Raw genomic sequence first — 21896 nt, forward strand, 5'->3', positions numbered from 1 at the left:
TCCGTGACACGGAACAGTGCGGGCGGCAGCATGCTGGAAAAGGCCGCGCTCATCATCGAGAGCTTCCGTCCGGACGGCGGTTCTTTCCGCCTGTCGGAACTTTCGGAGCGGACGGGTCTGCCCAAGCCGACGGTGCACCGGCTGGCGGCGGATCTCGTCGGGCTGGGCTGGCTGGAGCGCTCGGGCGCCGAGTACCGGCTCGGCGCCAAGCTGTTCGAGCTGGGTTCGCTGGTGCCGCACCGGCTCGATCTGCGGGAGACGGCCCTGCCCTTCCTCCAGGATCTGTTCGAGGCGACCCACGAGACCGTCCACCTCGGAGTCCGTGAGGGCCTTGAGGTGGTCTACCTGGAGCGTATCCACGGCCACGAGGCCTCGTGGCTGCCCTCCCGAATCGGCGGCAGCCTGCCGCTGACCTGCACCGGCGTCGGCAAGGCCCTGCTGGCCTTCTCGGGTGCGGAGCTGATGGAGGAGGTGCTGTCCCGGCCGCTGCCGGGCCTGACCCCTCACTCGATCACCGATCCGGCCCGGATGCGGACGGCCCTGGAGAAGATCCGCGTCTCCGGCCTCGCCTACGAGGAGCAGGAGGCCGCGCTGGGCATGAGCTGCATCGCGGCCCCCGTGTTCGCGGGCGGCACCACGGTCGCCGCCCTGTCGGTCGCGGTCCCGCGTACCCGCTTCAGCCCGGCCCAACTGGCACCCGCCGTACGGACGGCGGCCCTCGGGCTGTCCCGGGTGCTGCGCAGGGGCGGCTGACGGCAGCCACGGGGCCTTCGGTTGGTCAGTTGGTCCCGGGCTGGGCGATCTTGAAGAAGAGTCGGGCACCGGCCCGCTGGGCGGAGTGGCGCAGCCGGACGGCGGTCGGCCGGGCCGGGGCGACGGCGGGAGCGCCGGCCAGACGCGGGAAGAGCGCCTCGGCATTGGCGCGATTGACGGCCGCGAGAGTGGCCGCATCGACGCCACTGTCCAGACCGTTGGCGAAGTACTGACCGGCGGCCGTGGGCGCGAAGGGCCAGTCGCTGCCGAACAGAACATGCCTGGGGCGGGCGAAGGCGAGCAGGGTGGGCAGCGCGGCCGGGCTGGCGGAGAGAGCGGTGTCGAAGTAGAAGCCGCGGAAGTCGTCCAGGACGTCGAGGGGACTGCGCCCTGTCGTGCCGGCGATGGCGACGGCGATGCGGTGGGAGGCGTACGGCAGGAAGCCGCCCGCATGGCTGAGGACGAACCGGATGTGCGGGTAGCGGCGTGGAACCCCGTTGCGTACGAGGAGGTAGGCGGCACGGGTGGTGTCGAGGAGGAAGTCGGCGGCGAAGGGCGGGATGCCGTCGACCGGGGGTGCCGGGAGATCCGCCGGATGGACGAAGACCACGGCGCCGTGCTCGTCGAGGACCTGCCACAGGGCGTCCTGGCCGTCGGCGCCGAGGTAGGAGCCGTTGTTGTTGGCGAGCAGGGTGACTCCGTCGGCGCCCAGCCCGGTCAGGGCGCGCTCGGCCTCCTTGGCGGACGTCCCGGCGTCGGGCATGGGCAGCGTGGCGAACCAGCCGAAGCGGTCGGGGTGTTGGGCGGCCAGGGCGGCGGAGAAGTCGTTGAGGCGCCGGGCGAGGCAGGCGGCCTCCGGCGGGTCGGTGAGGAAGCCGGTGCCGGGGGTGGAGACGGACAGGATCGCCGTGTCGGTCCCCAGCAGGTCCATCAGATCCAGGGTCGCCTCGGGGCTCCAGTCGGGCAGCGCCCGGCCGCCCGCCTCGGCGATCCCGGCCCGGGAGAGTGCGTCGCGGTAGAGGGGTGGGACGAGGTGCTGGTGGACATCGATCCTGCGGGGTGCTGTGGTCATGGTGTGCCTCATGGCTCTCGTACGGCTTGCTTGGTGCCTTCTACTTGTTGCCTTCTGCGGTGAGGCGGACCGCCGCCTCGTACACCAGGCGGGCGTGCAGCTCGAACATCGCCACCAGGTCGACGGCGTCGCCATGGACCTCCCGGCGGATGAACAGGCCGTCGGCACCGGCCACCGCGTAGGTGGTCAGGGTGTGCACGGCGGCTTCGTCCAGCTCCGGGAACAGCGCCTCGACCACTTCGGCGACCCGCTGCCGGGCGATCTCGCGGACTTGGAGGAAGACGGTGCGGCCACGGGGCTCGCTGGGCCGCCGCTCCAGGGCGAGCATCAGGCCGAGGCGCAGGAAGTCGGGCGCGTCGACCAGCGACCTCGCCACGTTCGCCGCCATCGCCGTCACCCGCTCCAGCGGTGTCCCGGTCTCCCCGCCGGGCAGGTCCAGGGCCGCCAGCCAGGTCTCGAAGCTGCGCTCGATGACCGCGGCGATCAGGTCGTCCTTGTCCTCGAAGTGCCAGTAGATCGAGCTGGCGGGCAGCCCGCACTTGGCGCTCACCGCCGCGATGGACGTGCCCTCGTACCCGCGCTCACCCGCGATCTCGACGGTGGCATCGAGGATGCGCTGCCGCGACTCCACCCCGTTCGCACGCTTTCTGCGTGCCGGCTCTGCCCTGGTCATCGCATGTGCCCTTTCCGTCGTTCCCAGCCCTTGACCCCTCAGGGTACCCAGCTTACCGTAGCGGCCATTCCAATTGGAATGACTACTACAGCAAGAGTGGCGACAGTGAGGTGGCCCGATGCGGGAGACGTACGACATAGCGGTGATCGGCTACGGGCCCACGGGGGTGACCGCCGCGAACCTGCTGGGCGCGCTGGGCCTCAGGGTGGTCGTACTGGAGCGCGACGCCGAGATCTACTCCCGGGCGCGGGCGATCTCCACGGACGAGGAGGTCATCCGGATCTGGCAGCGGACCGGACTGGCGGACCGGCTGAAGGAGGACATGCTGGCCGAGCGGCCCCTGGACTTCGTCGACGCACGGGGCCGCACTTTCCTCAGCGCCTGCCCCGCGCCGCGCGGGCACGGCCATCCGCCGCAGATGTTCATCTACCAGCCGGCGCTGGAACGGGTCCTGCGCGACGGCGTCGACCGCTACCCGAACGTGGAGATCCTGCTGCGCCACGAGTGCCTGCGCCTGGTCCAGCCCGTGGACGGGGCAGGGGTCGAGCTGACCGCGCTCGCCGCCGCGGACGACTCGGTACGACGGCTGCGCGCGCGGTACGTGATCGCGGCCGACGGCGGCTCCAGCCTCACCCGCGCCCAGCTCAACGTGGGCTACGAGGGGCGGACGTACGAGGACCGCTGGGTCGTCGTCGACACCAAGATGCTCAAGCCCTGGCCGGACCACGACCGGCTGCGCTTCCGCTGCGACCCGGCGCGCCCGGCGGTGGACTGCCCGACCCCGCTCGGGCACCACCGCTGGGAGTTCCCGATCCTGCCCGGCGACGACGAGAAGCAGCTGACCACCGACGACGCCATCCACGCGATGGTGTCCCGGTACGGGATCGGCCGGGACCAGATCAAGATCCTGCGGGCCACCGTCTACAGCCACCACGTCCGCTTCGCCGCCCGCTTCCGGGTGGGCCGGGTCTTCCTCGCCGGTGACGCCGCGCACGCCATGCCGCCGTGGATCGGCCAGGGCATGGCCGCCGGGGTACGGGACGTGGCCAACCTGTGCTGGAAACTCGCCGCCGTTCTGCGCGGCGAGCTGCCCGAGACGGTCCTCGACTCCTACGAGACCGAACGCAAGCCGCACGTCAAGGAGATCACCCGGCGGGCCGTGTTCACCGGGAAGATCATCACCGAACGGCGGCTGCCCGTCGCCAGGCTGCGGGACACGGCACTGCACGCGGTCCGCGGGCTGTCGGGCACAACCGGTCGATTCGGGTCGTCGGGTCTCAGCGGTCGGCTGGGACTGTCGCGCCTCAGCGGCCGTCTGGTGGACGCCCACTGGATACCGGCCGCCCACTACGCCAAGGGGTTTCTGGCCCACCCGCGCACCAAGGCCGCCGGGCATCAGATACCGCAGCCCTGGGTGACGGGCCCCGACGGGCGACGGGTCCGCCTCGACGACGTACTCGGCGGACGCTGGCTCCTCCTGTACGGCGGCCTGTCCACCCCGCAGCCCGCGTGGGACCGCTGCGGTGTCCCCTCGCTGGCCGTCCTGGCGGCGGGGTCGCGCCCGGCCGAGGGGGCGGTCGTCGACAGCGACGGTGTGCTGCTCGCCTGGATGGGGCGACACGGCACGGCCACCCTCGCCCTGCGCCCGGACGCCTTCGTCTACGCCGCCGCTCCCCGGGGCGCCCGACTCCCGCCGCCCCCGGCAGGTTTCGCACAGGCCCCCACCCACATCAGCCAAGGAGCGTCATGACCACACACACTGCACTCCCGCCCATGCAGGAGTCCCTGGTCGACATCGGTGGCCGGCGGATCTTCGTCGCCGAGACCGGTGACGGCCCGCCCGTCCTGCTGCTGCACGGCGGTGGCCCCGGCGCCTCCGGCGTCTCCAACTACTCAAGGAACATCGCCGAGTTGGCGAAAGAGCACCGGGTCATCGTGCCCGACCTGCCCGGCTACGGCCGCAGCACCAAGGGCGTCGACGGTACCGACCCGTTCGGACACCTCGCCACCGGCATCCGCGGCCTCCTCGACGAACTCGGCCTGGACAAGGCCCACTTGGTCGGCAACTCCTATGGCGGCGCCTGCGCCCTGCGCCTCGCCCTGGACACCCCCGACCGGGTCGAGCGCATGGTGCTGATGGGCCCCGGAGGCATCGGCACCACCCGAGCCCTGCCCACACCGGGCCTCAACAGCCTGCTCAACTACTACTCCGGGGACGGTCCTTCGCGGCCCAAGCTGGAGAAGTTCATCCGCGACTTCCTGGTCTTCAACGCCGCCGACGTGCCCGACAGCGTCATCGACGCCCGCTACGAGGCCAGCATCGATCCTGAGGTCGTGGCGGCTCCACCGCTGCGCCGTCCGTCGGGCCCGAACGCCCTGCGCACCCTGTGGAAGATGGACTTCACCCGCGACGAGCGCCTGTCCCGGCTGCCCGTCCCGACGCTGGTGCTGTGGGGAGCGGCGGACAAGGTGAACCGCCCTTCCGGCGGCCGGATGCTGGCCGACCGTATGCCCGACTGCGACCTCTACGAGGTCGCCAACACCGGGCACTGGGTCCAGTTCGAACGCGCGGAGCTGTTCAACCGTATCTGCGCCGACTTCCTGGCGGGCCGTCGATGAACGCCTTCGACAAGCCTTTCGGCAACGCCTCCGTCTTCGGCTCCGTGCGTCTGGGTCACATCGTCATCGAGACGAACCGCTTCACGGACTGGCGCCGCTTCGGCACCGACGCCATCGGCATGCACCACGACGACCTCGACACCGGCCTGACGCGCTTCCGCCTGGACGACCAGGAGTGCCGGTTCCTGCTGCGGCGCGGTCCGGCCGAGGACGTCGTCGCCACCGGCTGGCACCTCGACGACCACACCACGTTCGAACAGATCGAGGCCCGAGTCCGCGCCCATGGCGTCCCCTGCGTCGAGGGCACCGCCGAGGAGGCGAAGCAGCGCGGTGTCGAACGCTTGCTCCGCTTCCCCGGCCCCAAGGGCATCACCCAGGAGATCTCCACCAGGCCCGTCACCACATCCGAACCCCTGCGGATGCTCGCCTCCGGCTGGGTCACCGGTGACTCCGGTATGGGCCATGTCGCGATCACCTCGGCCAGACCCACCCTGATGCGCGGCTACTTCACCACCGTCTTCGACGCCCGCCTCACGGACTACATCGACGAGACGATCAGCGGTGTCAAACTCAGGATCCGCTTCCTGCGCCTCAACGAGCGCCACCACTCCATAGCCATCGCCGCCGTCCGGGGCCTGCCCATCGACCCGGTCCGCACCCGCGTGCAGCACCTCAACATCCAGGCCGCGTCTCTCGACGACCTCGCCCGCAGCTACGAGCGCGTGCACGAACTCGGCTTCGACATGGCCCTGTCGGTCGGCCGGCACACCAACGACAGGGAACTCTCCTACTACGCCCGCACCCCCTCGGGCTTCGAGTGGGAGGTCGGCTGGAACCCGATCGTGGTCGACGAGTCCACCTGGGAGCCCTCCACCCACCAGGGCATCAGCGTCTGGGGCCATCTGCCGGTCGGCCGGACCATCGTCGACAAGCTCGCCCAGTTCCGCCTGGGCGCCCGCTCCCTCGCCCGCCCGGAGAAAACCGTCCCGGCGCTCAGCGGCTCCGGCATCCCCGACGACTGACGGACTGCCTCGACTCCGGATCGCCTCAGCCTCCGAAGCGCGACGAGCCGAGCGTCACCTGGTGACCGACGAGGCCGATCTCGACGCCGTCCGCGGTGGCCCGCGCCGATGCGAAGCCGACGCCCTCCGGGAGGCCGATCCGCCAGACCAGTCCGGCCTGTTCGACACCGGGGACCGTCAGGGAAAGCTCCGTACCCTGCGCCAGGAGCGTCCCCGTGGCGTTCAACGCCGTACCGCCGACCGTGCCTGCGACCTTCACGCGTGCCGCCTGGCCGTTCGAGCCCGACGCCCGGGAGACCTCCAACGGGCCGCCGTTGCCCGCGAGCCGGGTGACCACTCCGGACAGTTCCTTGTACGAGATGGTCAGCGTGCCGGTGGCGAGGTTCGCCTCGGCGCTGCGCGCCGTCAACGACGTCACCCGCACATCACGCAGGTCCAGGTGGAGACGGTCGATGTGCAGATAGCCGCCCTGGGCGTTGTTCGTGGTGTCGATGTAGAACCGGTGCGCGGTCAGGGCCACGTGACCGAACTCTTCACCGGCCGCCTGCGTCAGGAAGGGAAAGCCCTCGATCGACACGTCCAGGTCGCCGTCGGTGGTGTTGGCGTAGCCGTACTTCTCCTTGGCGAGCCGCGTGGCCTCCTGGTCGGCGTAGTGCACCGCTATGCGGTCGGCCGCCGTGAACAGCGCGGCGAGCACCACGACCGTGATCAGCAGAACCTTCACCCATCGACGTCTCACGCCGATCCCCCATGTTGTGTCGAGCCGAGTACAGGGCGCTCACACGGAGGCCGGGGGAGACTCTAGGTCGCTGTCGACCATGAACGGACGTGCGGATGTTCAAGGCCGCGTCAAGGCGTCCGACCCGGACGGAGAAAGGGCGCCCGGTCCAACCGGGCCGGGCGCCCAGCGGCTCAGACGGCGTCCAGCTCGGCCAACTCCTCGGCGGAGAGCGTCAGTTCCGTGGCCGCCGCCGAGTCACGGATGGTCTCCGGGCGGGAGGAACCCGGGATCGGGACGACCACCGGGGACTTGGCGAGCATCCAGGCCAGGCACACGCGCTGCGGGCTGACACCGTGGGCCGCGGCGACCCGGGCGAAGGCGGCGTACGTCGAACCGAGCCCGCCGGCCCGGGAGATACCGCCGAGCGGGCTCCAGGGCAGGAACGCGATGCCCAGCTCGTCGCAGAGCCGCAGTTCCGGCTCGCTGGAGCGGAAGGCCGGGGAGAACTGGTTCTGCACGGAGACCAGACGTCCGCCGAGGATCTCGTTCGCCTGCCGGATCTGGTCCGGGTTCGCGTTGGAGATACCGGCCAGGCGAATCTTGCCCTCGTCCAGCAGGTCCCGGATCGCGCCGACCGACTCCGCGTACGGGACCTTGGGATCGGGCCGGTGGAACTGGTACAGCCCGATGGCCTCCACGCCCAGGCGGCGCAGAGAGGCCTCGCACGCCTCCTTGATGTGCTCGGGGGAGCCGTCCAGGGTCCAACTGCCGTCACCGGGACGCAGATGCCCGCCCTTGGTGGCGACCAGCACGTCCGCGCCGCGCTCATGGGTGGCGAGCGCCTTGGCGATGAGGGTCTCGTTGTGACCGACCTCGTCGGCGTCCCGGTGGTAGGCGTCCGCCGTGTCGATCAGCGTCAGGCCCGTGTCGAGCGCGGCGTGGATGGTGGCGAGGGAACGGGCCTCGTCCGGCCGGCCCTCGATCGACATGGGCATCCCGCCCAGACCGATCGCACTGATCTCCACGTCACCGATGCGTCGAGTGTCCATGTGCTCGTGACCTCTTCCGGGTCTCGCGAAGCAGAAGCAGGGGTTCGCGCTCCAGCCTCGCTCGCCGGCACCCCGAGGTCCAATAGAGGAATACGAACGCATTCAGCAGCCGGGCAGCTGAATCCCGGCGGCCGTTGAGCGGGGCAGGGCGGCTGAGCGTGCGGATCCGATGTGCTGCCGACGGACGGCAGTTGGGCGGTGCCCTACTGGGAGGGCTCGGCAGTGCTCTGCTTCCACTGGTCCCAGTGCAGGACCTGCTCGCGGGGAATCCGGCGGGCCGGCTTGAAGTCGGTGCCGATGGTGTAGGCCAGCGGGATGAACGCGGCGAGCATGATGTCGTCGTACGGAACGCCGAGCACCTCGGCCAGCTCCCGCTCCAGCGGTCCCTGCGCAGTCGTCCACACCGTTCCCAGGCCGCGGGCCCGGGCGGCCAGCATGAAACTCCACACGGCCGGCAGGATCGAGCCCCACGCCCCTGCCTGCACGGCCGCCGGTGCGTGGTCGGTGCGCCCTTCCACACCGGGGATGACGAACGCGGGTACGCGGTGGATGTTCGCGGCCAGGTGGCGCAGGCCCTCGAAGACTCGCTCGGTGGAGCCGGAGTGGTGGTTCATGCGCGACACGTCGCGCTCGGTCAGGGGCTGACCTGTGGCCAGGGGGAGGGCGCGCAGGAAGATGTCGGCCACGGCCCGCCGCTGGGCGGGTTCGGTGACGACGACGAAGTGCCAGCGCTGCCGGTTGCGGCCGGTCGGTGCCTGGGTGGCCAGGTCGACGCACTCCTCGATCAGGGAGTGCGGCACCGGGCGGTCCAGGTCGAGACGCTTGCGCACCGCGCGGGTCGTCGACAGGAGTTGGTCCGGGGTCAGGTCCAGGGTCATGGCTGCTTCCTCTGTATCGGACATCTGGGGCGGGGGCGGCACGTCGAGGGCCTTCATCTGGGCTTCAATCATCTGTGTGAAGATGATTTGTGAGCATACAAATCCAATGGGTGGTGTGCAAACAATCTGACCGCAGACGATTCTTGATACGGTTGCCGCGTGGCCGCAGCGAGCGCGAAGGAGGTGGGCCGTATGTCGCCCAGGACCGACCGGGGAACCGTCTACTTTCCGCGGCTCGCCGTGGAGCGTCCTGACATCGCCCTGTGCCGGGCCTCGACCGCCGTCGCCCGCGCCGCGGAAACCCGGGCGAACGAGTCGGGGATCGGCGTCGGACAGCATCTGGTGCTCAAGATGCTCGCCGAGGTCGGCCCCTGCTCGCAGCGCGTGCTGAGCGATGAACTGCGCATCGACCGCAGCGTCATGGTGGGCATCTGCGACGGCCTGGAAGGGGCGGGGCACGTACGACGAGAGCGGGACGCAGGCGATCGCCGCGCCTACGCCGTCACCCTCACCGACTCCGGTCGACGACTGCTCGCCCGCGCCGAGGAGGCCGTCCCCGGTTTCCTCGACGAGACCTTCAAGGCCCTCACCTCGGCCGAACGCGAGCAGCTCACGGTGCTGCTGGGCAAGCTCCTGTAGCTCCCTCGGTGCATGGCCTGCGCGATCGGTCGGGCAGGCCACCGCTGGTAAAATGAGGACACGCTTCGACATTGCCGGGGCCCGTACCGCATGGGTACGGGCCCCGGGGCGTTCCAGGCGTCAGACCAGGAAGGCTCCTCATGAACTCCGAACCGTCAGCTCCCCGACACTCCGGTGCCGGCACGCCCGAGGGGGCGACAGGCCTGCCGCCGGCCGAGTCCTTCGGGGCGCTCGGGCTGCCGCCGGAGCTGATGAGGACGATGACGGACCTCGGGGTGACGGAGCCCTTCCCGATCCAGGCGGCGACCCTGCCCAACGCACTGGCCGGCCGCGATGTCCTGGGCCGCGCCCGCACCGGCTCCGGCAAGACGCTCGCCTTCGGGCTCGCCCTGCTCGTCCGTACGGCGGGCCTGCGAGCCGAGGCGAAGCGGCCCCTCGCGCTGGTCCTGGTGCCGACCCGGGAACTCGCCCAGCAGGTGGACGACGCGCTGGCACCGTACGCGCGGACACTGAACGTACGGCTGGCGACGGTGGTCGGCGGACTGTCGATCAACAAGCAGCAGGCGCAGTTGCGGGCCGGCGTCGAGGTGCTCATCGCGACGCCGGGGCGGCTGACCGACCTGGTGTCGCGCCGGGACTGCCTTCTGAACCACGTACGGATCACCGTGCTGGACGAGGCCGACCAGATGTGCGACCTGGGCTTTCTGCCGCAGGTCTCGGAGCTCGTCGCACAGGTCCGCCCCGACGGACAGCGGCTGCTGTTCTCGGCCACGCTCGACCACAACGTCGACCAGTTGGTACGCGAGCACCTCAACGACCCGGTGCTCGCCTCGGTCGACAAGCTGGCGGGCTCGGTCACCACGATGGAGCACCACGTACTGAACATCCACGCCGCCGACAAGTACGCGACCGCGACCGAGATCGCCGCCCGGGACGGCCGCGTCCTGATGTTCCTGGACACCAAGGCCGGCGTCGACCAGTTCACCCGGCACCTGCGGGCCAGCGGCGTACGCGCCGGCGCCCTGCACAGCGGGAAGTCGCAGCCCCAACGCACGCACACGCTCGGTCAGTTCAAGGACGGCGAGATCACGGTGCTGGTGGCCACCAACGTCGCCGCGCGGGGCATCCACATCGAGGCGCTCGACCTCGTCGTCAACGTCGACCCGCCCGCCGACGCCAAGGACTACCTGCACCGCGGCGGACGTACGGCGCGCGCCGGGGAGTCCGGGAAGGTGGTCACCCTGGTCACCCCCAACCAGCGGCGCGACGTGAACCGGATGATGTCCGACGCCGGGATCCGGCCGACGGTCGCACAGGTGCGCTCCGGTGAGGAGAAGCTGACCGCCATCACCGGCGCGAAGCGCCCGCCGACCGAGACGAAGGCCGCCACAGGCAACGCTCCTTTCCGGGGCATCGGCACCCGCCCCGGCCGCCCCGCGAAGGAGTCCCGCAAGGCCGCCGAGGCCCGCAAGACGGCGGAAGCTCGCGCGGCGGCCCGGGTACGCAAGGGTCGCTGACCCCGGACGGGCCGCGCAGGTCGGTCACGGCTTGGCCCTGACGAGTCCGGCGTCGTACGCCGTGATCACGGCCTGGATGCGGTCGCGCGCACCGATCTTGGCGAGCACGCGGCCCACGTGTTTCTTGACGGTGGACTCGGTGAGGACGAGCCGCTCGGCGATCTCGCTGTTCGTCCAGCCCTGGCCGATGGCGACGAGCACCTCGCGTTCGCGGTCGCTGAGCGTCCGCAGCCGGGGGTCGACGGCCGCCGGGGCACCGGGCGGGGCGAGGACCTGATGGGCGTAGGCGTCCAGGAGCCGCCGGGTGAGGCGGGGTGCCACGACGGCGTCGCCGGTCGCGACCGCGTGGATGCCGGCGACGAGTTCCTCGGGGCGGGCGTCCTTGAGCAGGAAGCCGCTGGCGCCGGCCCGCAGCCCTTCGTACGCGTACTCGTCGAGGTCGAAGGTGGTCACGATGAGGACGCGGGTACGGCCGCCGGAGGCGATGATGCGGCGGGTGGCCTCCAGACCGTCCATGCCGGGCATCCGGATGTCCATCAGGACGACGTCGGGGCGCAGTTCCGAGGCCAGCCGGACGGCCTCGGCGCCGTGCGCGGCCTCGCCGACCGGCGTCAGGCCGGGGGTGCCCTCGATGAGCATGCGGAAGCCCATGCGCTGCAGGGGCTGGTCGTCGGCGATCAGCACGGTGGTCATGGCAGCTGCTCTCCCGGTGCCGGCGCGGCGGGCGCGGAGGGTGCGTCGAGGACGACGTCCACGAGCCAGCCGTGGCCGGTGTCGCGCGGTCCGATGGTGACGGCCCCGCTGTACATGGCGGCCCGCTGGTGGATGCCGACCACCCCGTGACCGGCGTCGCCGGTGCGCGGCGCCGGCTCCGGGGACGCCCCCGGAGGCAGGCCTGTGTCCTCGACACGTACCCGCACCCGGCCGGTGTCCACGACGGCCACGGTGACCTCGGCGCTGGAGCCCGTACCCGCGTGCTTGAGCGTGTTGGTCAGCGCCTCCTGCACGATGCGGTAGACGGTGAGCTGGACGCCGCTGGTCAGTGAGTCGAGTTCGCCCACCGTCCGGTAGGTCACCGTCAGCCCCGCCGCGCGGACCCGGGTCAGCAGGAGGTCCAGGTCCCGGATGCCGGGCTGGGGGTTGAGCGGCCGTACGTCGTCCTCCTCCTCGCGCAGGACGCCCAGCACCCTGCGGAGTTCGCCCATGGCCTGGCGGCCGGTGTCGCCGAGGATGCGCAGCGCCTCGGCCGACTGTTCGCCCCGGTTGGTGGCGAGGGTGGCGGCGCCGTCGGCGACGCTGACCATGACGGAGAGGTTGTGGCCGACGATGTCGTGCATCTCGCGCGCGACCCGGGAACGCTCGGCGGCGGCGGTCAGCCGGACGCGTTGGTCGCGCTCGATCTCCAGGCGTGCGGCGCGGTCCTCCAGGGCCGCCAGGTACATCCGGCGGATCCGGAGGGTCAGACCGACGGCGATGGCCGCCGTCGCGGTCCCCAGCAGGAAGAACATGGCGAGCAGCGGAGGCTCGACGGGCACCAGGACGAACACCGCCAGAGCGACCTCGACGCCGGTCACCGCGGCGGCCCAGCCCAGTTTCCGCAACGAGCCGTGCAGGGCCAGCGTGTACAGGGCGACGAGGGTGCTGAGTCCGGCCTGTTGCCAGATGCCCAGGGACCACTGGACGAGGGACACCAGCGCGATCACGAAGTACGTGACGGCCGGGGCTCTGCGCCGCCACCACAGGGGCACGACGAGCGCGACGGCGAAGGCGAGCAGGACGACGGTCGGGTGGTCGCCGTTCCGGGCCGTCTCCTCGAAGGGACCGTTTCTCTCGTCGGAGAACACGTCGGGCACGCTGGTGAGGGCGACGAACAGCACCACCGCGGTGTCCAGCAGCCACGGATGCCGCCGGTCCAACCGCTGCCGACGGCTCTGGTCGCGCAACAGGCGGCCCAGCAGCGGATGCGTCCAGGCGGCGTCGAACCCGGAGGACGGCGCAGCCGCCGCCCCCTGGTCCGGGTGCGCGGCGGCTGCCTTCCGCTCGGGGCTCATGACCCTCATTGTCCTCGGCCCGTGGTTCACGCGTCGCTGCGGACCAGCCGGTAGGCCGCCCCGGCGAGGGTCAGCGCCACCCAGCCGGCGAAGACGGCGAGTCCCGCGCCGGGGGAGAGGGCGTCGGAGGACTGGTGCAGGGCGTAGACGGCCGAGCCCGCGTTGCCGGGGAAGTAGGGGTTGATGCTGTCGTACAGGGAGTCGGGCAGCAGCGAGGCCAGACCGGGCAGGATGAGCAGGATGCCGACCAGGGCCGCGATGGCTCCGGCGGAGGAGCGCAGCAGCATGCCCAGGGCCACGCCGAACACCGCGACCAGGCCGAGATAGACACCGGCTCCGGCCAGGCTGCGCAGCACCCCGTCGTCGCCGATGGACAGGGCGATCTTCTCGCCGTCGAGTCCGAGGGTGCCCAGCTGGAAGGCGGCCAGGGCGGCGACGCCGGTGAGGACCAGGGCGACGGGGCCGATCACGGCGCTCTTCGCCCACAGGACGGGCAGGCGGCGCGGCACCGCGGCGAGCGTGGAGCGGATCATGCCGGTGCTGTACTCGCCCGCCGCCAGCAGCACCCCGAGCACGCCCACGGCCAGCGACGCGAAGGTGACGCCGGTCAGCGCCAGGCTGACCGCGTCGCTCGTGCCGCCGGAGCCCGGGCCGGGCGGCCCGTCGGTCCCCACGGCGTCCGGACTGTAGGTGGCGGAGGCGATCGCCCCGAAGGCGACCAGCAGGACCAGGGCGACGCCCAGGGTGATCCAACTGGAGCGCAGCGACCAGAACTTGGCCCACTCCGAACGCAGCACCCGGCGCCCGGTCACCTTGTGCACAGTCGTGCGGGCCGGAACCGCGGAAAGAGCGTCGGAAAGGGTGTCGGCAGTCATCAGGCGGCCTTTCGGACGGTGTCGGCGGGGGCGCTCTGGTACTCGACCGAGTCCTGGGTGAGGGCCATGAAGGCCTCCTCCAAGGAGACTGACTGCGCGGTGAGTTCGTACAGCGGCACCCCGTGCCGGGCGGCGATCGCCCCGATCTCCCGGGCGTCCCGGCCGGACACCAGCAACTCCTCGGCGGAGGAGGAACTGATGGTGACATCGGGGCCCGCCAGCAGCGAACGCAGCTTCGTCGCCTCGGTGGTGGCGACCTTCACGCCTCCGCCGCCCGCCTCCCGGGTGAAGTCGTCGACCGTGGTGTCCGCGAGGAGCCGGCCACGGCCGATGATCACCAGGTGGTCGGCGATCAGCGCCGTCTCGCTCATCAGGTGCGAGGAGAGCATCACCGCCCGGCCCTCGTCGGCGAGGCCGCGCAGCAGGTTGCGCACCCACAGCACGCCCTCCGGGTCGAGGCCGTTGACCGGTTCGTCGAGCATGACGATCGCCGGGTCGGCGAGCAGCGCCGAGGCGATGCCGAGCCGCTGGCCCATACCGAGCGAGAAGGCGCCCACCCGCTTGCCGGCCACGCTGGTCAGCCCCGCCAGCTCGATGACCTCGTCCACCCGACGGCGGGCGATGCCATGGGTGTGGGCCAGCGCCATCAGATGGTTGAACGCCGTACGCCCCGGGTGGACGGACTTGGCCTCAAGGAGGGAACCGATCTCGTGCAGGGGCGCCGCGTGCTTCGCGTACGAGCGTCCGTTGACCGTGACCGAGCCGCCGGTGGGGGAGTCCAGCCCGATGATCATGCGCATGGTCGTGGACTTGCCCGCCCCGTTGGGACCCAGGAAGCCGGTCACCTCGCCCGGTTTGACGCTGAAGCTCAAGTGGTCGACGACCGTCTTGTCGCCGTACCGCTTCGTCAGCTCACGCGCTTCGATCATGGAAGTGGCCTTTCCTGCCGCGAACACGGCCGCGGATAACAGCGCGGCCTCTGACATCGAAGCTACGAGAACGGCAGGTCCCGGCCGTGGGACCACAGGGGACACTTCGGTTGCCGGGTGGTACCCCGGTACCACTGGCGTGTCCTTCGCAGGCGGTACGGCGAGGCAGGGAGGCGGCGGGTCAGCCCTTGGCGGCGCGAACGACGTCCGCCAGGGGTGTGGCGGGTCGGCCGGTGAGGAGAGGCACCGTGTCGCTGACGCCGTCGAGCTGTCCGGCCGCGATGGCCGTGTACGTGGACACCCAGGCGTCGAGCTGCCACGGCGGCGCCCCGTAGGAGGCACGGGAGGCGTACGCCTCCTCGACCGTCTCGGGCTGGTAGGTGATGCTGCGGCCGAGCACCTCGGACACGATGCGGGCGGCGTCGTCCAAGGTCAGGGACTCCGGCCCCGTCAGGTCGTAGACGGCACCGGCGTGGTCGCCAGGACGCGTCAGGACCGCGGTCGCGGCGTCGGCGATGTCGTCCTGCGAGACGAAGGCGGCCCGCCCCTGCCCGGCCGGACCACGGATGACACCGTCCTCACCCGCCAGTTCGGGGACGAACTCCGCGTACATGTTGTCGCGCAGGAAGGTGTACGCCATCCCGCTGGCGCGGATGTGCTCCTCGGTGTGGAAGTGGTCGCGGGCCAGCGTGAACGTCGCATCCGGCGCGGCGCCGAAGAACGACACGTACACCAGGTGCTCGACACCGGCCTGCGCCACGCTGTCCACAAAGGCCTTGTGCTGGTCGAGCCGGTCGGCGCTCTCGGAGGCGGACACCATGAACACCGTCTTCGCACCGCGCAGTCCACGCACGACGGCGTCGTGATCGCCGAAACCGCCGCGGATCGCCGTGGCACGTGGGAGATCCGGTGCGCGCTCGGGGTTGCGCACCAACAGCCGCTGCGCGACGCCCCGCTGGGCCAGGCGGCGGGCGACACGTCCGCCGAGGCGTCCCGTGGCCCCGGTGACCACCAGCGCCGATGCGGAGAGTTCGGTGGGTAGTTCGGTCATGGGTGGCATCACTTCCGGTTGGGTCGGGGTGAGCGGCTCGGGCGGGAGATCGCGCCGGGTGTATTGAATCCGGCGCGGATCCGCGGGACGAGCAGGCCGCCACCGCTGGGCGCGTTGCCGTCCTCCGCCGACAGTCTGCCGAGCGGCCGTCAGAGGGCGAACGCCTCCGTCAGACGCACGTTGTAGCCGTCCTCCTCCATCAGGACGACGGTCACCCCGAAGGGGGAGGGATGGTCGATCTCGAGCGGGACGAAGGAGTAGTCGACCGCGGCCCGGACCGGCGGGATCAGTTCGCCGTCCGGCTCGGGCGCGGGTGCGAGCAGCCACTGCGGCTCGACCGCGGCCGGGTCCTCGGGGGAGTGGGCGAGGGCCTGCTCGGCGTACGGGAACCGGTGCAGGGTGTGGCCGTCCTTCGTGGCGTGCACCAGGTTCAGGCACGGCGCCGGGCCGGTGACCGGCGACTCGCACAGGGCGGCGACGTCCTGGGTCTCCCAGGCGAGGACGACCTCGTCGGCGCCGGCCGCCGCGGCGATGTTCGACAGCTGGGCGATGCCGGTGAGCGCGTCCTTGCCGGGCTCGACGGGACGCAGCCAGATCAGGCCGACCAGTTCACCACGGACCAGCGGCATGATGACCGGACGGGGCACCGCCCCCTCGGCCAGACCCGCGGTGTACGCGTTCCTCATCGATGCGGCCAGTGTGTCCCAGGTCTGCGTGTCCACGAACTTCCTCTCACCCACAGCACGTTCACGACTCGGGCGACCCTGTCACGGCAGCCGCCGTCGACGCCAACTCGGACGGGACCAGCGGCAGGAGCGGCCGGTCCGGGAGGGTCCGTGGCACGCGCTCCAGGATGCCGCCCGCGAACACGTCGTACAGCGGCAGCGTCTCCAGATGCACGTAACCGATGTGGCAGTCGCACACCTCCAGCGGACAGGCCCGTGGGCCGAGAGCGGCACGGTACGAGCCGTCGTACAGATTTCCCAGCTCCGTACGGACGAAATGGCAGCGGCGCACCGTGCCCTCGCCGTCCACCGAGAGCACCGACTCGCCGGTGCGGCACGGCAGGCCCGCCGAGCGGTGCGGGTGGCGGCTGAACGGGAAGAGCGGGTCCAGCGCCGTCCACGGGCCGGCCTCCTCGTCCGTGTAGGTGTGCCCTTCGGCGGCGTTCACCCACAGATAGACATGCTCCGGCAGCTCCGCGCGCAGCCGTCGCGCGTGCTCCAGATGGTCCGGTACGCCGACGATGCCGACGCTGAAACGGACCCCGAGGGCGGACAGCTCGTACGTCTTGGCCAGGAACCGTTCGTACGGCGTCTGCCCGGGATGGTAGGTGCACCACAGGGCGACGGTGTCGCGGTCCGCGTCCGCCAGCCAGTCGGTGCGGCAGCTCAGGTTGGTCTGGATGGCGACCCGCCGTATGTGCGGCTGGTGCGAGAGGTCGACGAGCGCGCGCCGGTACCAGGAGCGGACCAGCCCCTCGCCCCACGGGGTGAAGAGCACCGACAGCCGGTCCTCCCGCTGCTCGCGCGCCCACCCGGTGAACCCTTCGAGTGCCGCACGGTCGGCGCGCAGTTGGGCCGTGCTGTCGCGTCGCTTGGCGAACGGGCAGTAGGGACAGTCGTAGTCGCAGGAGGAGAGCGGCCCGCGGTACAGCAGCGTCAGATCCACGGAACCCCGCTCACTTCGTCTCGTAGGCGGCCATGGCGGCGCGCACGTCCGGTGAGAAGAAGTCGGGCCCGATGGCGTCGGAGTGGGCCAACCCTTCGGCGGACAGCCGTAGTTGTCCTTCCCGACCGTCGTCGAGCCAGCCACGGGCCGCGAGGGTGTCCAGCTCGGCGGGGAAGTCGTCGTACGGGTCGGAGCCGAACCGGAGCCGGTACTCCGCGACGGGCATGCCCTGGGCCTGGAGCAGCGACTGCAGCAGATGCCGGCGCCGCGCCTCGTCCTCGTCGACCCAACGCCCGTGCAGCGCATGCGAGAAGTCGACGGTGGCGGTGTAGTCGTCGATGATGCCGCGTATCTCGCCCATCGACACGGCGTAGTCGAAGGAGTAGTGCAGCCGGGAGGTGTACGAACGGGCGCCGCAGCCCAGGCCGATCATGCCGTCGGTCTGGCAGGCGTAGTCGTCCGGGCCCTGCGGCGGCGCGTCCGAGCGCCGGAACATCCGCATCGACACCTGCTCGTAGCCCTGGGAGAGAAGATGGTCCCGCCCCTCCCGGTAGCGGCGCAGGCGCTGTTCGTCCCACTCCCGGTCGGCCGCCGCCGGGTCGACTCGGCGGCCGAGACCGGTGAGCGGGCGGATGTAGAGGGGGTACAGATAGATCTCCTCGGGGCGCCAGGCCAGGGCCGCGTCGAGGGAGTAGCGCCAACTGGCCGCGGTCTGGCCGTCGATGCCGTAGATCAGGTCGATGTTGAGGACGGGCACGGCGGCCTCGCGGATGCGGGCGAGCGCCGCCTCGACGTCGGACCTGTGCTGCGGGCGTACGGCGGCCCGCGCCTCCTCCTCGACGAAGCTCTGCACACCGAGGCTGAGGCGGGTGGTGCCCCGCTCCGCCAGCACCGCCAGCCGGTCGGCCGTGGCCGTCGACGGCGACGCCTCCACGGACAACGGGACGGCCCGCAGATCCACCCCCATCTCCCGCTCGGCGATGTCGCACAGCCGCTCCAGCTCCGTGGCCTCCAGGAAGGTCGGAGTGCCGCCGCCGAAGGCCGCGTTGGCGAACCGCGGGGGCTCCGCGTCGCCCAACGCCTCGCGGACGGCGGCTGCCTGGCGCTGTACGGCGTCCAGATAACGGCCCGTGAGCCCGTCGGGCGCGCCGATGCGCGTGAACAGGTTGCAGAAGCCGCAGCGGATCTCGCAGAACGGGATGTGCAGATAGAGCGACAGCGCCTGCCGGGACTCGCCTGCCCACAGGTCCGCGAGCCGGGGCGCCAGTTGGGGCTCGGGGGCGAGCTCCCGGTAGGCGGTCTTGTGCGGGTACGCGTACGTATAGCTCTGGTAGGGGCGAGGTGAGCGGACTGAGGTGTCCGGTGCGGTGACGGTCATACGGACGGCTCCAGGAAGAAGTGGCCGTAGGGCACGGTCCACACGGATTCGTGGCCGAGGCGGTGGCCGGTGTAGCCGTCGTCCCCGTAGGCGGTGCCGTGGTCGGAGCAGACGATGGCGAAGCAGCGGCGGCGCGAACTCATCGCCGCGAACAGCCGCCCGACGTGACGGTCGATGTACTCCAGCGCGGCGGCATGGGTGAGTCGGTTGTCGCCCGCCTCACGGGTCGCGCCGGGGAGGTGGAACCAGTTCGGCTGGTGCAGCGCGGAGGCGTTCAGGAAGAGGAACAGCCGCTGTTCGGGCGGCAGTTCGGACACCGTCTTCTCGGCGCGTGCCACCTGCGCCTCGAAGGAGGTCGGGGAGGCCACGGAGAACTCCGGCTCCCAGTGACTCTCCTGGAAGAACCCGGGCAGTACGTCGCCCAGGGCGCCCTGCTTGTTGAAGAAGCCGACGCCGCCGATGCACACCGTGCGGTACCCGTGCGCGGCCAGGCCGGACACGAGATCCGGGGTGTCGAAGACATACGTACCGTCCGCCGTCGTCTCGCTGCCCGCGAACCTGGCCGCGAACAGACGCGGATGCGGCCCGGGTCCGGCCGGGGTGGGCAGGAAGCCCGCGAACATCGCCTGGTGGGAGGCGTACGTGAAACTCCCGGGCGCGTGCCGCTTCTCCCAGACGCCGCCCGGCAGACGCGCGGTCAGGTGGGGCAGCCGTCCGGCGGCGGCGAGTTCGACGGCCACGTCGTGACGGAGGGTGTCCAGGGTGAGGAGGAGCAGGTCGTCACGGCCCACCACCTCGTTCATGTCCGGCCCGGCGGCCGGGGTGGGAGAGGGCTCAGACGGTGGCATGGGCGGTCCTCGGCAGTGAGAAGGAAGGAGCCGCAGCGACCTGCGCGGCGTACGTGTCCAGGCCCTCCGCCCCGCTGCCCGGCAGACCGGTCAGACGGGGGAGCAGGTCGCCGAAGGCGTTGACCTCGCCGACGGCGAAGCGGCGCCAGCCGACGGCCGGCAGCAGGTCGACGCCGACGCACAGGGTGCCGGGGAAGCAGGCCGCGGCCCGCTCGCCGGCTTCGAGGGCCGTGGCCCACCGGTCACCGGCCAGCGCCCGCACGGCCGCCAGGTCGCCGCGCGTCCCGCCGAGATGCAGATTGGTCAGCGGGGAACGGCTGGTGCGGACCACGGCGTGGGTGGCCCGGCCGCCCACGACCACGATGCGTAGATCCGCCGACCGGCCGCCGAGCGAGGCCTTCGGCAGCCACCGCTCGATGTGCAGCCCGTCCGGGGCTAGCGTGTCGACGATCGCGGCGATCTCCCGCTCCTCGGTGTACCGGCGCACCCGCAGGGAGTTGTGGAGCGGGCCCTCCTCGGTGCGCTCCACGGACGTGGTCGCGCGGATCCGCCCCGACGCGGTCGTCTCGACCGCCAGCACACCGGAGGCCGAGGAACCGTGCGCGAGCTTGACGAAGACGCGCCGTAGATCCGCCTCCGCCATGAGACGGCGTACGTCCGCCCAGTCCCGCACCGGCGGTATGTCCCCGGAGGTGGGGGACGGCGGCACCGGTACGTCCGCCCGGGCGAGCCGGTCGTGACACAGCCGTTTGTCGAACATCACGGCCAGCTCAGCCGGGTCGTCGAGCCGTCGCCCGCCGCGCAACGAGGCCACGCCCTCCAGGAACCGCCCGTACCAGCGCGCGGACCCCTCCACGCGCGTCGGATCGTCCACGCCGCGCAGCAGGGCGTCCACCTCGGCACTCTCCCCCGGAGAGTCGAGGCGGACCAACTCGTCGTCCGCGAAGTCGTGTCCGCCCGCACGCAGCACGTCGTGCCACTCGACCACGCGAGGCGTGCCATGACCGGCGGCCTCGGTGGCCGCGGCGAACAGGCTCACCCGACGGTTGTCCCCATTGGCGACCACCGCCCACCTCGGCGGGGCATCCCCCGGACCCCTGCGCCCCATGGTGCTCACCTTCCCCCCTTCGTTCCCGCCTCCGGAGCCCGGAGCGCGCTACTCGCCCACCGCGACGAACCGCCAGACCGTGCCGTCCTCCTCCTCGTCGGAGTCGGCGTCGTCGGGATCGGCGTCGACCTCCACACCGGCGGGCTCCAGCGTCTCCAGCAGCCGGTTGCGCAGGGCGTCACTGAGGTAGTTGTGGTGCAGGTCGAGCTTCTTCAGATGCGTCAGCGGCTGACCGGTGAGCAGTGCCGTGGCGCCGTCGTCGGTGAGCACGCCCAGCGAGACGTCGAGCACCTCCAGGCGGGCCACCACCGGCGCGGACGCGAGCGCCGTACAGACGGCGTCCTGGATCTCGCTGTTGCGCAGGGCGAGATGCGTCAGGCTCGGCAGCCTCGTGCCCGCGAAGAAGGGCTCCAGGTCGGCCACGTCGGCGTCGCCCCCGTACGCGGACGTGCCCAGCCACAGGTCGAGTTCGACGAGGGCGGGCAGATCGCTGCCCGCGATGCCGCGCACCACCTCGACGGGCAGGCCGCCGGATTCGACAGTCAGCTTGCGCAGCCGCTCGTGACGGACGGCGGGGAAGACCAGCTCGCCGCTCCCGCGGACGCCGAACTCCTCCAGGTCGGGAAAGGCCTCCAGGAGGGGAGTGACCTCGCCCTGGGTGATCCAGGAGATCTCGGCCTCCTCCATCTCGATGTCGCCCAGGAACAGGCCGCGCAGGGCGGGCAGTCGGTCGCGGGCCGCGACCAGCGCCTTGATCACCTCGTCCGGTCCGCTGTCGTGCACATTGCTCCACGCGCCGACGATCAGGGCGCGGACCTGGTGGGTGTCCACGGCCTCCAGGAAGCGGGCGAAGGCGTCCTCCCACTCCTCCTTGGAGTCGTAGGAGTCCACGGCGACGCGCCAGGCGACGGACTCCGGCGACGGGAAGGCGGACGCGTCCGCCGGTGTGTCACCGGCGTCGGGAAAGGCGTAGGCCGGCAGGCCGTGGAATTTCTGGAGGTGGCTACCGAGGGTCATGCGTGCCTGCTCCCTGATGCTGGGG

22 protein-coding genes are annotated in these 21896 nt (G+C 71.4%); 6 read left to right on the forward strand and 16 right to left on the reverse strand.

Translation table 11 applies throughout. The annotated features are described in order from the left end of the window. Positions 1-30 precede the first annotated feature (30 nt). Positions 31-753, forward strand: a complete 723-nt coding sequence (locus ACWDR4_RS13795; RefSeq protein WP_450408181.1) for an IclR family transcriptional regulator — start codon at positions 31-33, stop codon at positions 751-753. A 25-nt stretch (positions 754-778) separates the two neighbouring features. Here ACWDR4_RS13795 and ACWDR4_RS13800 read toward each other — a convergent pair whose 3' ends face one another. Both ACWDR4_RS13800 and ACWDR4_RS13805 read right to left on the reverse strand, forming a co-directional pair. Beyond that, positions 779-1825, reverse strand: a complete 1047-nt coding sequence (locus tag ACWDR4_RS13800) for an amidohydrolase family protein (RefSeq protein ID WP_450407925.1) — start codon at positions 1823-1825, stop codon at positions 779-781. Positions 1826-1865: 40 nt separating this feature from the next. After that, on the reverse strand, positions 1866-2498 hold the full coding sequence (locus ACWDR4_RS13805; RefSeq protein WP_450407927.1) for a TetR family transcriptional regulator: 633 nt from the start codon (positions 2496-2498) through the stop codon (positions 1866-1868). Positions 2499-2616: 118 nt separating this feature from the next. Between ACWDR4_RS13805 and ACWDR4_RS13810 the strand changes: the two genes are divergently transcribed. The 3 genes from ACWDR4_RS13810 to ACWDR4_RS13820 are packed head-to-tail and all read left to right on the forward strand — an operon-like array spanning position 2617 to position 6139. Then, positions 2617-4248, forward strand: coding sequence for a bifunctional 3-(3-hydroxy-phenyl)propionate/3-hydroxycinnamic acid hydroxylase (locus ACWDR4_RS13810; RefSeq protein ID WP_450407930.1), 1632 nt, complete (start codon positions 2617-2619; stop codon positions 4246-4248). Next, positions 4245-5117 (forward strand): alpha/beta fold hydrolase, encoded by an 873-nt coding sequence (locus tag ACWDR4_RS13815; RefSeq protein WP_450407933.1) that lies wholly within the window; start codon positions 4245-4247, stop codon positions 5115-5117. Before ACWDR4_RS13810 ends, ACWDR4_RS13815 begins: the two co-directional genes overlap by 4 nt. After that, on the forward strand, positions 5114-6139 hold the full coding sequence (locus ACWDR4_RS13820) for a VOC family protein (RefSeq protein WP_450407936.1): 1026 nt from the start codon (positions 5114-5116) through the stop codon (positions 6137-6139). Before ACWDR4_RS13815 ends, ACWDR4_RS13820 begins: the two co-directional genes overlap by 4 nt. A gap of 25 nt (positions 6140-6164) precedes the next feature. On the opposite strand, the gene ACWDR4_RS13825 is transcribed toward ACWDR4_RS13820, so the two are convergent. The 3 genes from ACWDR4_RS13825 to ACWDR4_RS13835 all read right to left on the reverse strand — a co-directional run bounded on the left by ACWDR4_RS13825 (position 6165) and on the right by ACWDR4_RS13835 (position 8787). Next, positions 6165-6878 carry an LmeA family phospholipid-binding protein gene (locus tag ACWDR4_RS13825; protein ID WP_450407939.1) on the reverse strand — a complete coding sequence of 238 codons (714 nt, stop codon included), beginning with the start codon at positions 6876-6878 and terminating at the stop codon, positions 6165-6167. A 173-nt stretch (positions 6879-7051) separates the two neighbouring features. Next, positions 7052-7909 carry an aldo/keto reductase gene (locus ACWDR4_RS13830; RefSeq protein ID WP_450407942.1) on the reverse strand — a complete coding sequence of 286 codons (858 nt, stop codon included), beginning with the start codon at positions 7907-7909 and terminating at the stop codon, positions 7052-7054. 203 nt (positions 7910-8112) lie between these two features. Beyond that, positions 8113-8787, reverse strand: a complete 675-nt coding sequence (locus tag ACWDR4_RS13835) for a nitroreductase family protein (RefSeq protein WP_450408184.1) — start codon at positions 8785-8787, stop codon at positions 8113-8115. Positions 8788-8979: 192 nt separating this feature from the next. Between ACWDR4_RS13835 and ACWDR4_RS13840 the strand changes: the two genes are divergently transcribed. Both ACWDR4_RS13840 and ACWDR4_RS13845 read left to right on the forward strand, forming a co-directional pair. After that, entirely contained in the window at positions 8980-9426 is a 447-nt protein-coding gene (locus ACWDR4_RS13840; protein ID WP_450408186.1) for a MarR family winged helix-turn-helix transcriptional regulator, read from the forward strand. Between the two features lie 140 nt (positions 9427-9566). Further along, positions 9567-10943, forward strand: a complete 1377-nt coding sequence (locus ACWDR4_RS13845) for a DEAD/DEAH box helicase (RefSeq protein ID WP_450407945.1) — start codon at positions 9567-9569, stop codon at positions 10941-10943. A gap of 24 nt (positions 10944-10967) precedes the next feature. Here the strand turns inward: ACWDR4_RS13845 and ACWDR4_RS13850 are convergent, their stop codons facing one another. The 11 genes from ACWDR4_RS13850 to ACWDR4_RS13900 all read right to left on the reverse strand — a co-directional run bounded on the left by ACWDR4_RS13850 (position 10968) and on the right by ACWDR4_RS13900 (position 21871). Then, complete coding sequence (locus ACWDR4_RS13850; protein WP_450407947.1) at positions 10968-11636, reverse strand: response regulator; 669 nt, start codon at positions 11634-11636, stop codon at positions 10968-10970. Next, a complete protein-coding gene (locus tag ACWDR4_RS13855) occupies positions 11633-12994 on the reverse strand; it encodes a sensor histidine kinase (RefSeq protein ID WP_450407950.1) in 1362 nt (453 codons plus the stop codon). Before ACWDR4_RS13855 ends, ACWDR4_RS13850 begins: the two co-directional genes overlap by 4 nt. A gap of 26 nt (positions 12995-13020) precedes the next feature. Further along, positions 13021-13869, reverse strand: coding sequence for an ABC transporter permease (locus ACWDR4_RS13860; protein ID WP_450407953.1), 849 nt, complete (start codon positions 13867-13869; stop codon positions 13021-13023). Then, on the reverse strand, positions 13869-14798 hold the full coding sequence (locus ACWDR4_RS13865; RefSeq protein ID WP_450407955.1) for an ABC transporter ATP-binding protein: 930 nt from the start codon (positions 14796-14798) through the stop codon (positions 13869-13871). Before ACWDR4_RS13865 ends, ACWDR4_RS13860 begins: the two co-directional genes overlap by 1 nt. A gap of 181 nt (positions 14799-14979) precedes the next feature. Then, positions 14980-15858: an SDR family oxidoreductase gene (locus tag ACWDR4_RS13870; RefSeq protein WP_450407957.1), complete on the reverse strand. Its 879-nt coding sequence runs from the start codon at positions 15856-15858 to the stop codon at positions 14980-14982. A 140-nt stretch (positions 15859-15998) separates the two neighbouring features. Next, a complete protein-coding gene (locus ACWDR4_RS13875) occupies positions 15999-16571 on the reverse strand; it encodes a hypothetical protein (protein ID WP_450407960.1) in 573 nt (190 codons plus the stop codon). Between the two features lie 25 nt (positions 16572-16596). Further along, positions 16597-17520 carry an STM4011 family radical SAM protein gene (locus tag ACWDR4_RS13880; protein ID WP_450407962.1) on the reverse strand — a complete coding sequence of 308 codons (924 nt, stop codon included), beginning with the start codon at positions 17518-17520 and terminating at the stop codon, positions 16597-16599. Between the two features lie 10 nt (positions 17521-17530). Continuing rightward, entirely contained in the window at positions 17531-18898 is a 1368-nt protein-coding gene (locus ACWDR4_RS13885; RefSeq protein WP_450407965.1) for an STM4012 family radical SAM protein, read from the reverse strand. Continuing rightward, entirely contained in the window at positions 18895-19701 is an 807-nt protein-coding gene (locus ACWDR4_RS13890) for an STM4013/SEN3800 family hydrolase (protein ID WP_450408188.1), read from the reverse strand. The genes ACWDR4_RS13885 and ACWDR4_RS13890 overlap by 4 nt, the downstream gene beginning before the upstream one ends. Before the next feature lie 31 nt (positions 19702-19732). Beyond that, positions 19733-20854 (reverse strand): STM4014 family protein, encoded by a 1122-nt coding sequence (locus ACWDR4_RS13895; RefSeq protein WP_450407967.1) that lies wholly within the window; start codon positions 20852-20854, stop codon positions 19733-19735. A 48-nt stretch (positions 20855-20902) separates the two neighbouring features. Continuing rightward, positions 20903-21871 (reverse strand): STM4015 family protein, encoded by a 969-nt coding sequence (locus ACWDR4_RS13900; protein ID WP_450407970.1) that lies wholly within the window; start codon positions 21869-21871, stop codon positions 20903-20905. Between the last annotated feature and the right edge of the window lie 25 nt (positions 21872-21896).

Source organism: Streptomyces sp. NPDC000878, assembly GCF_053599695.1.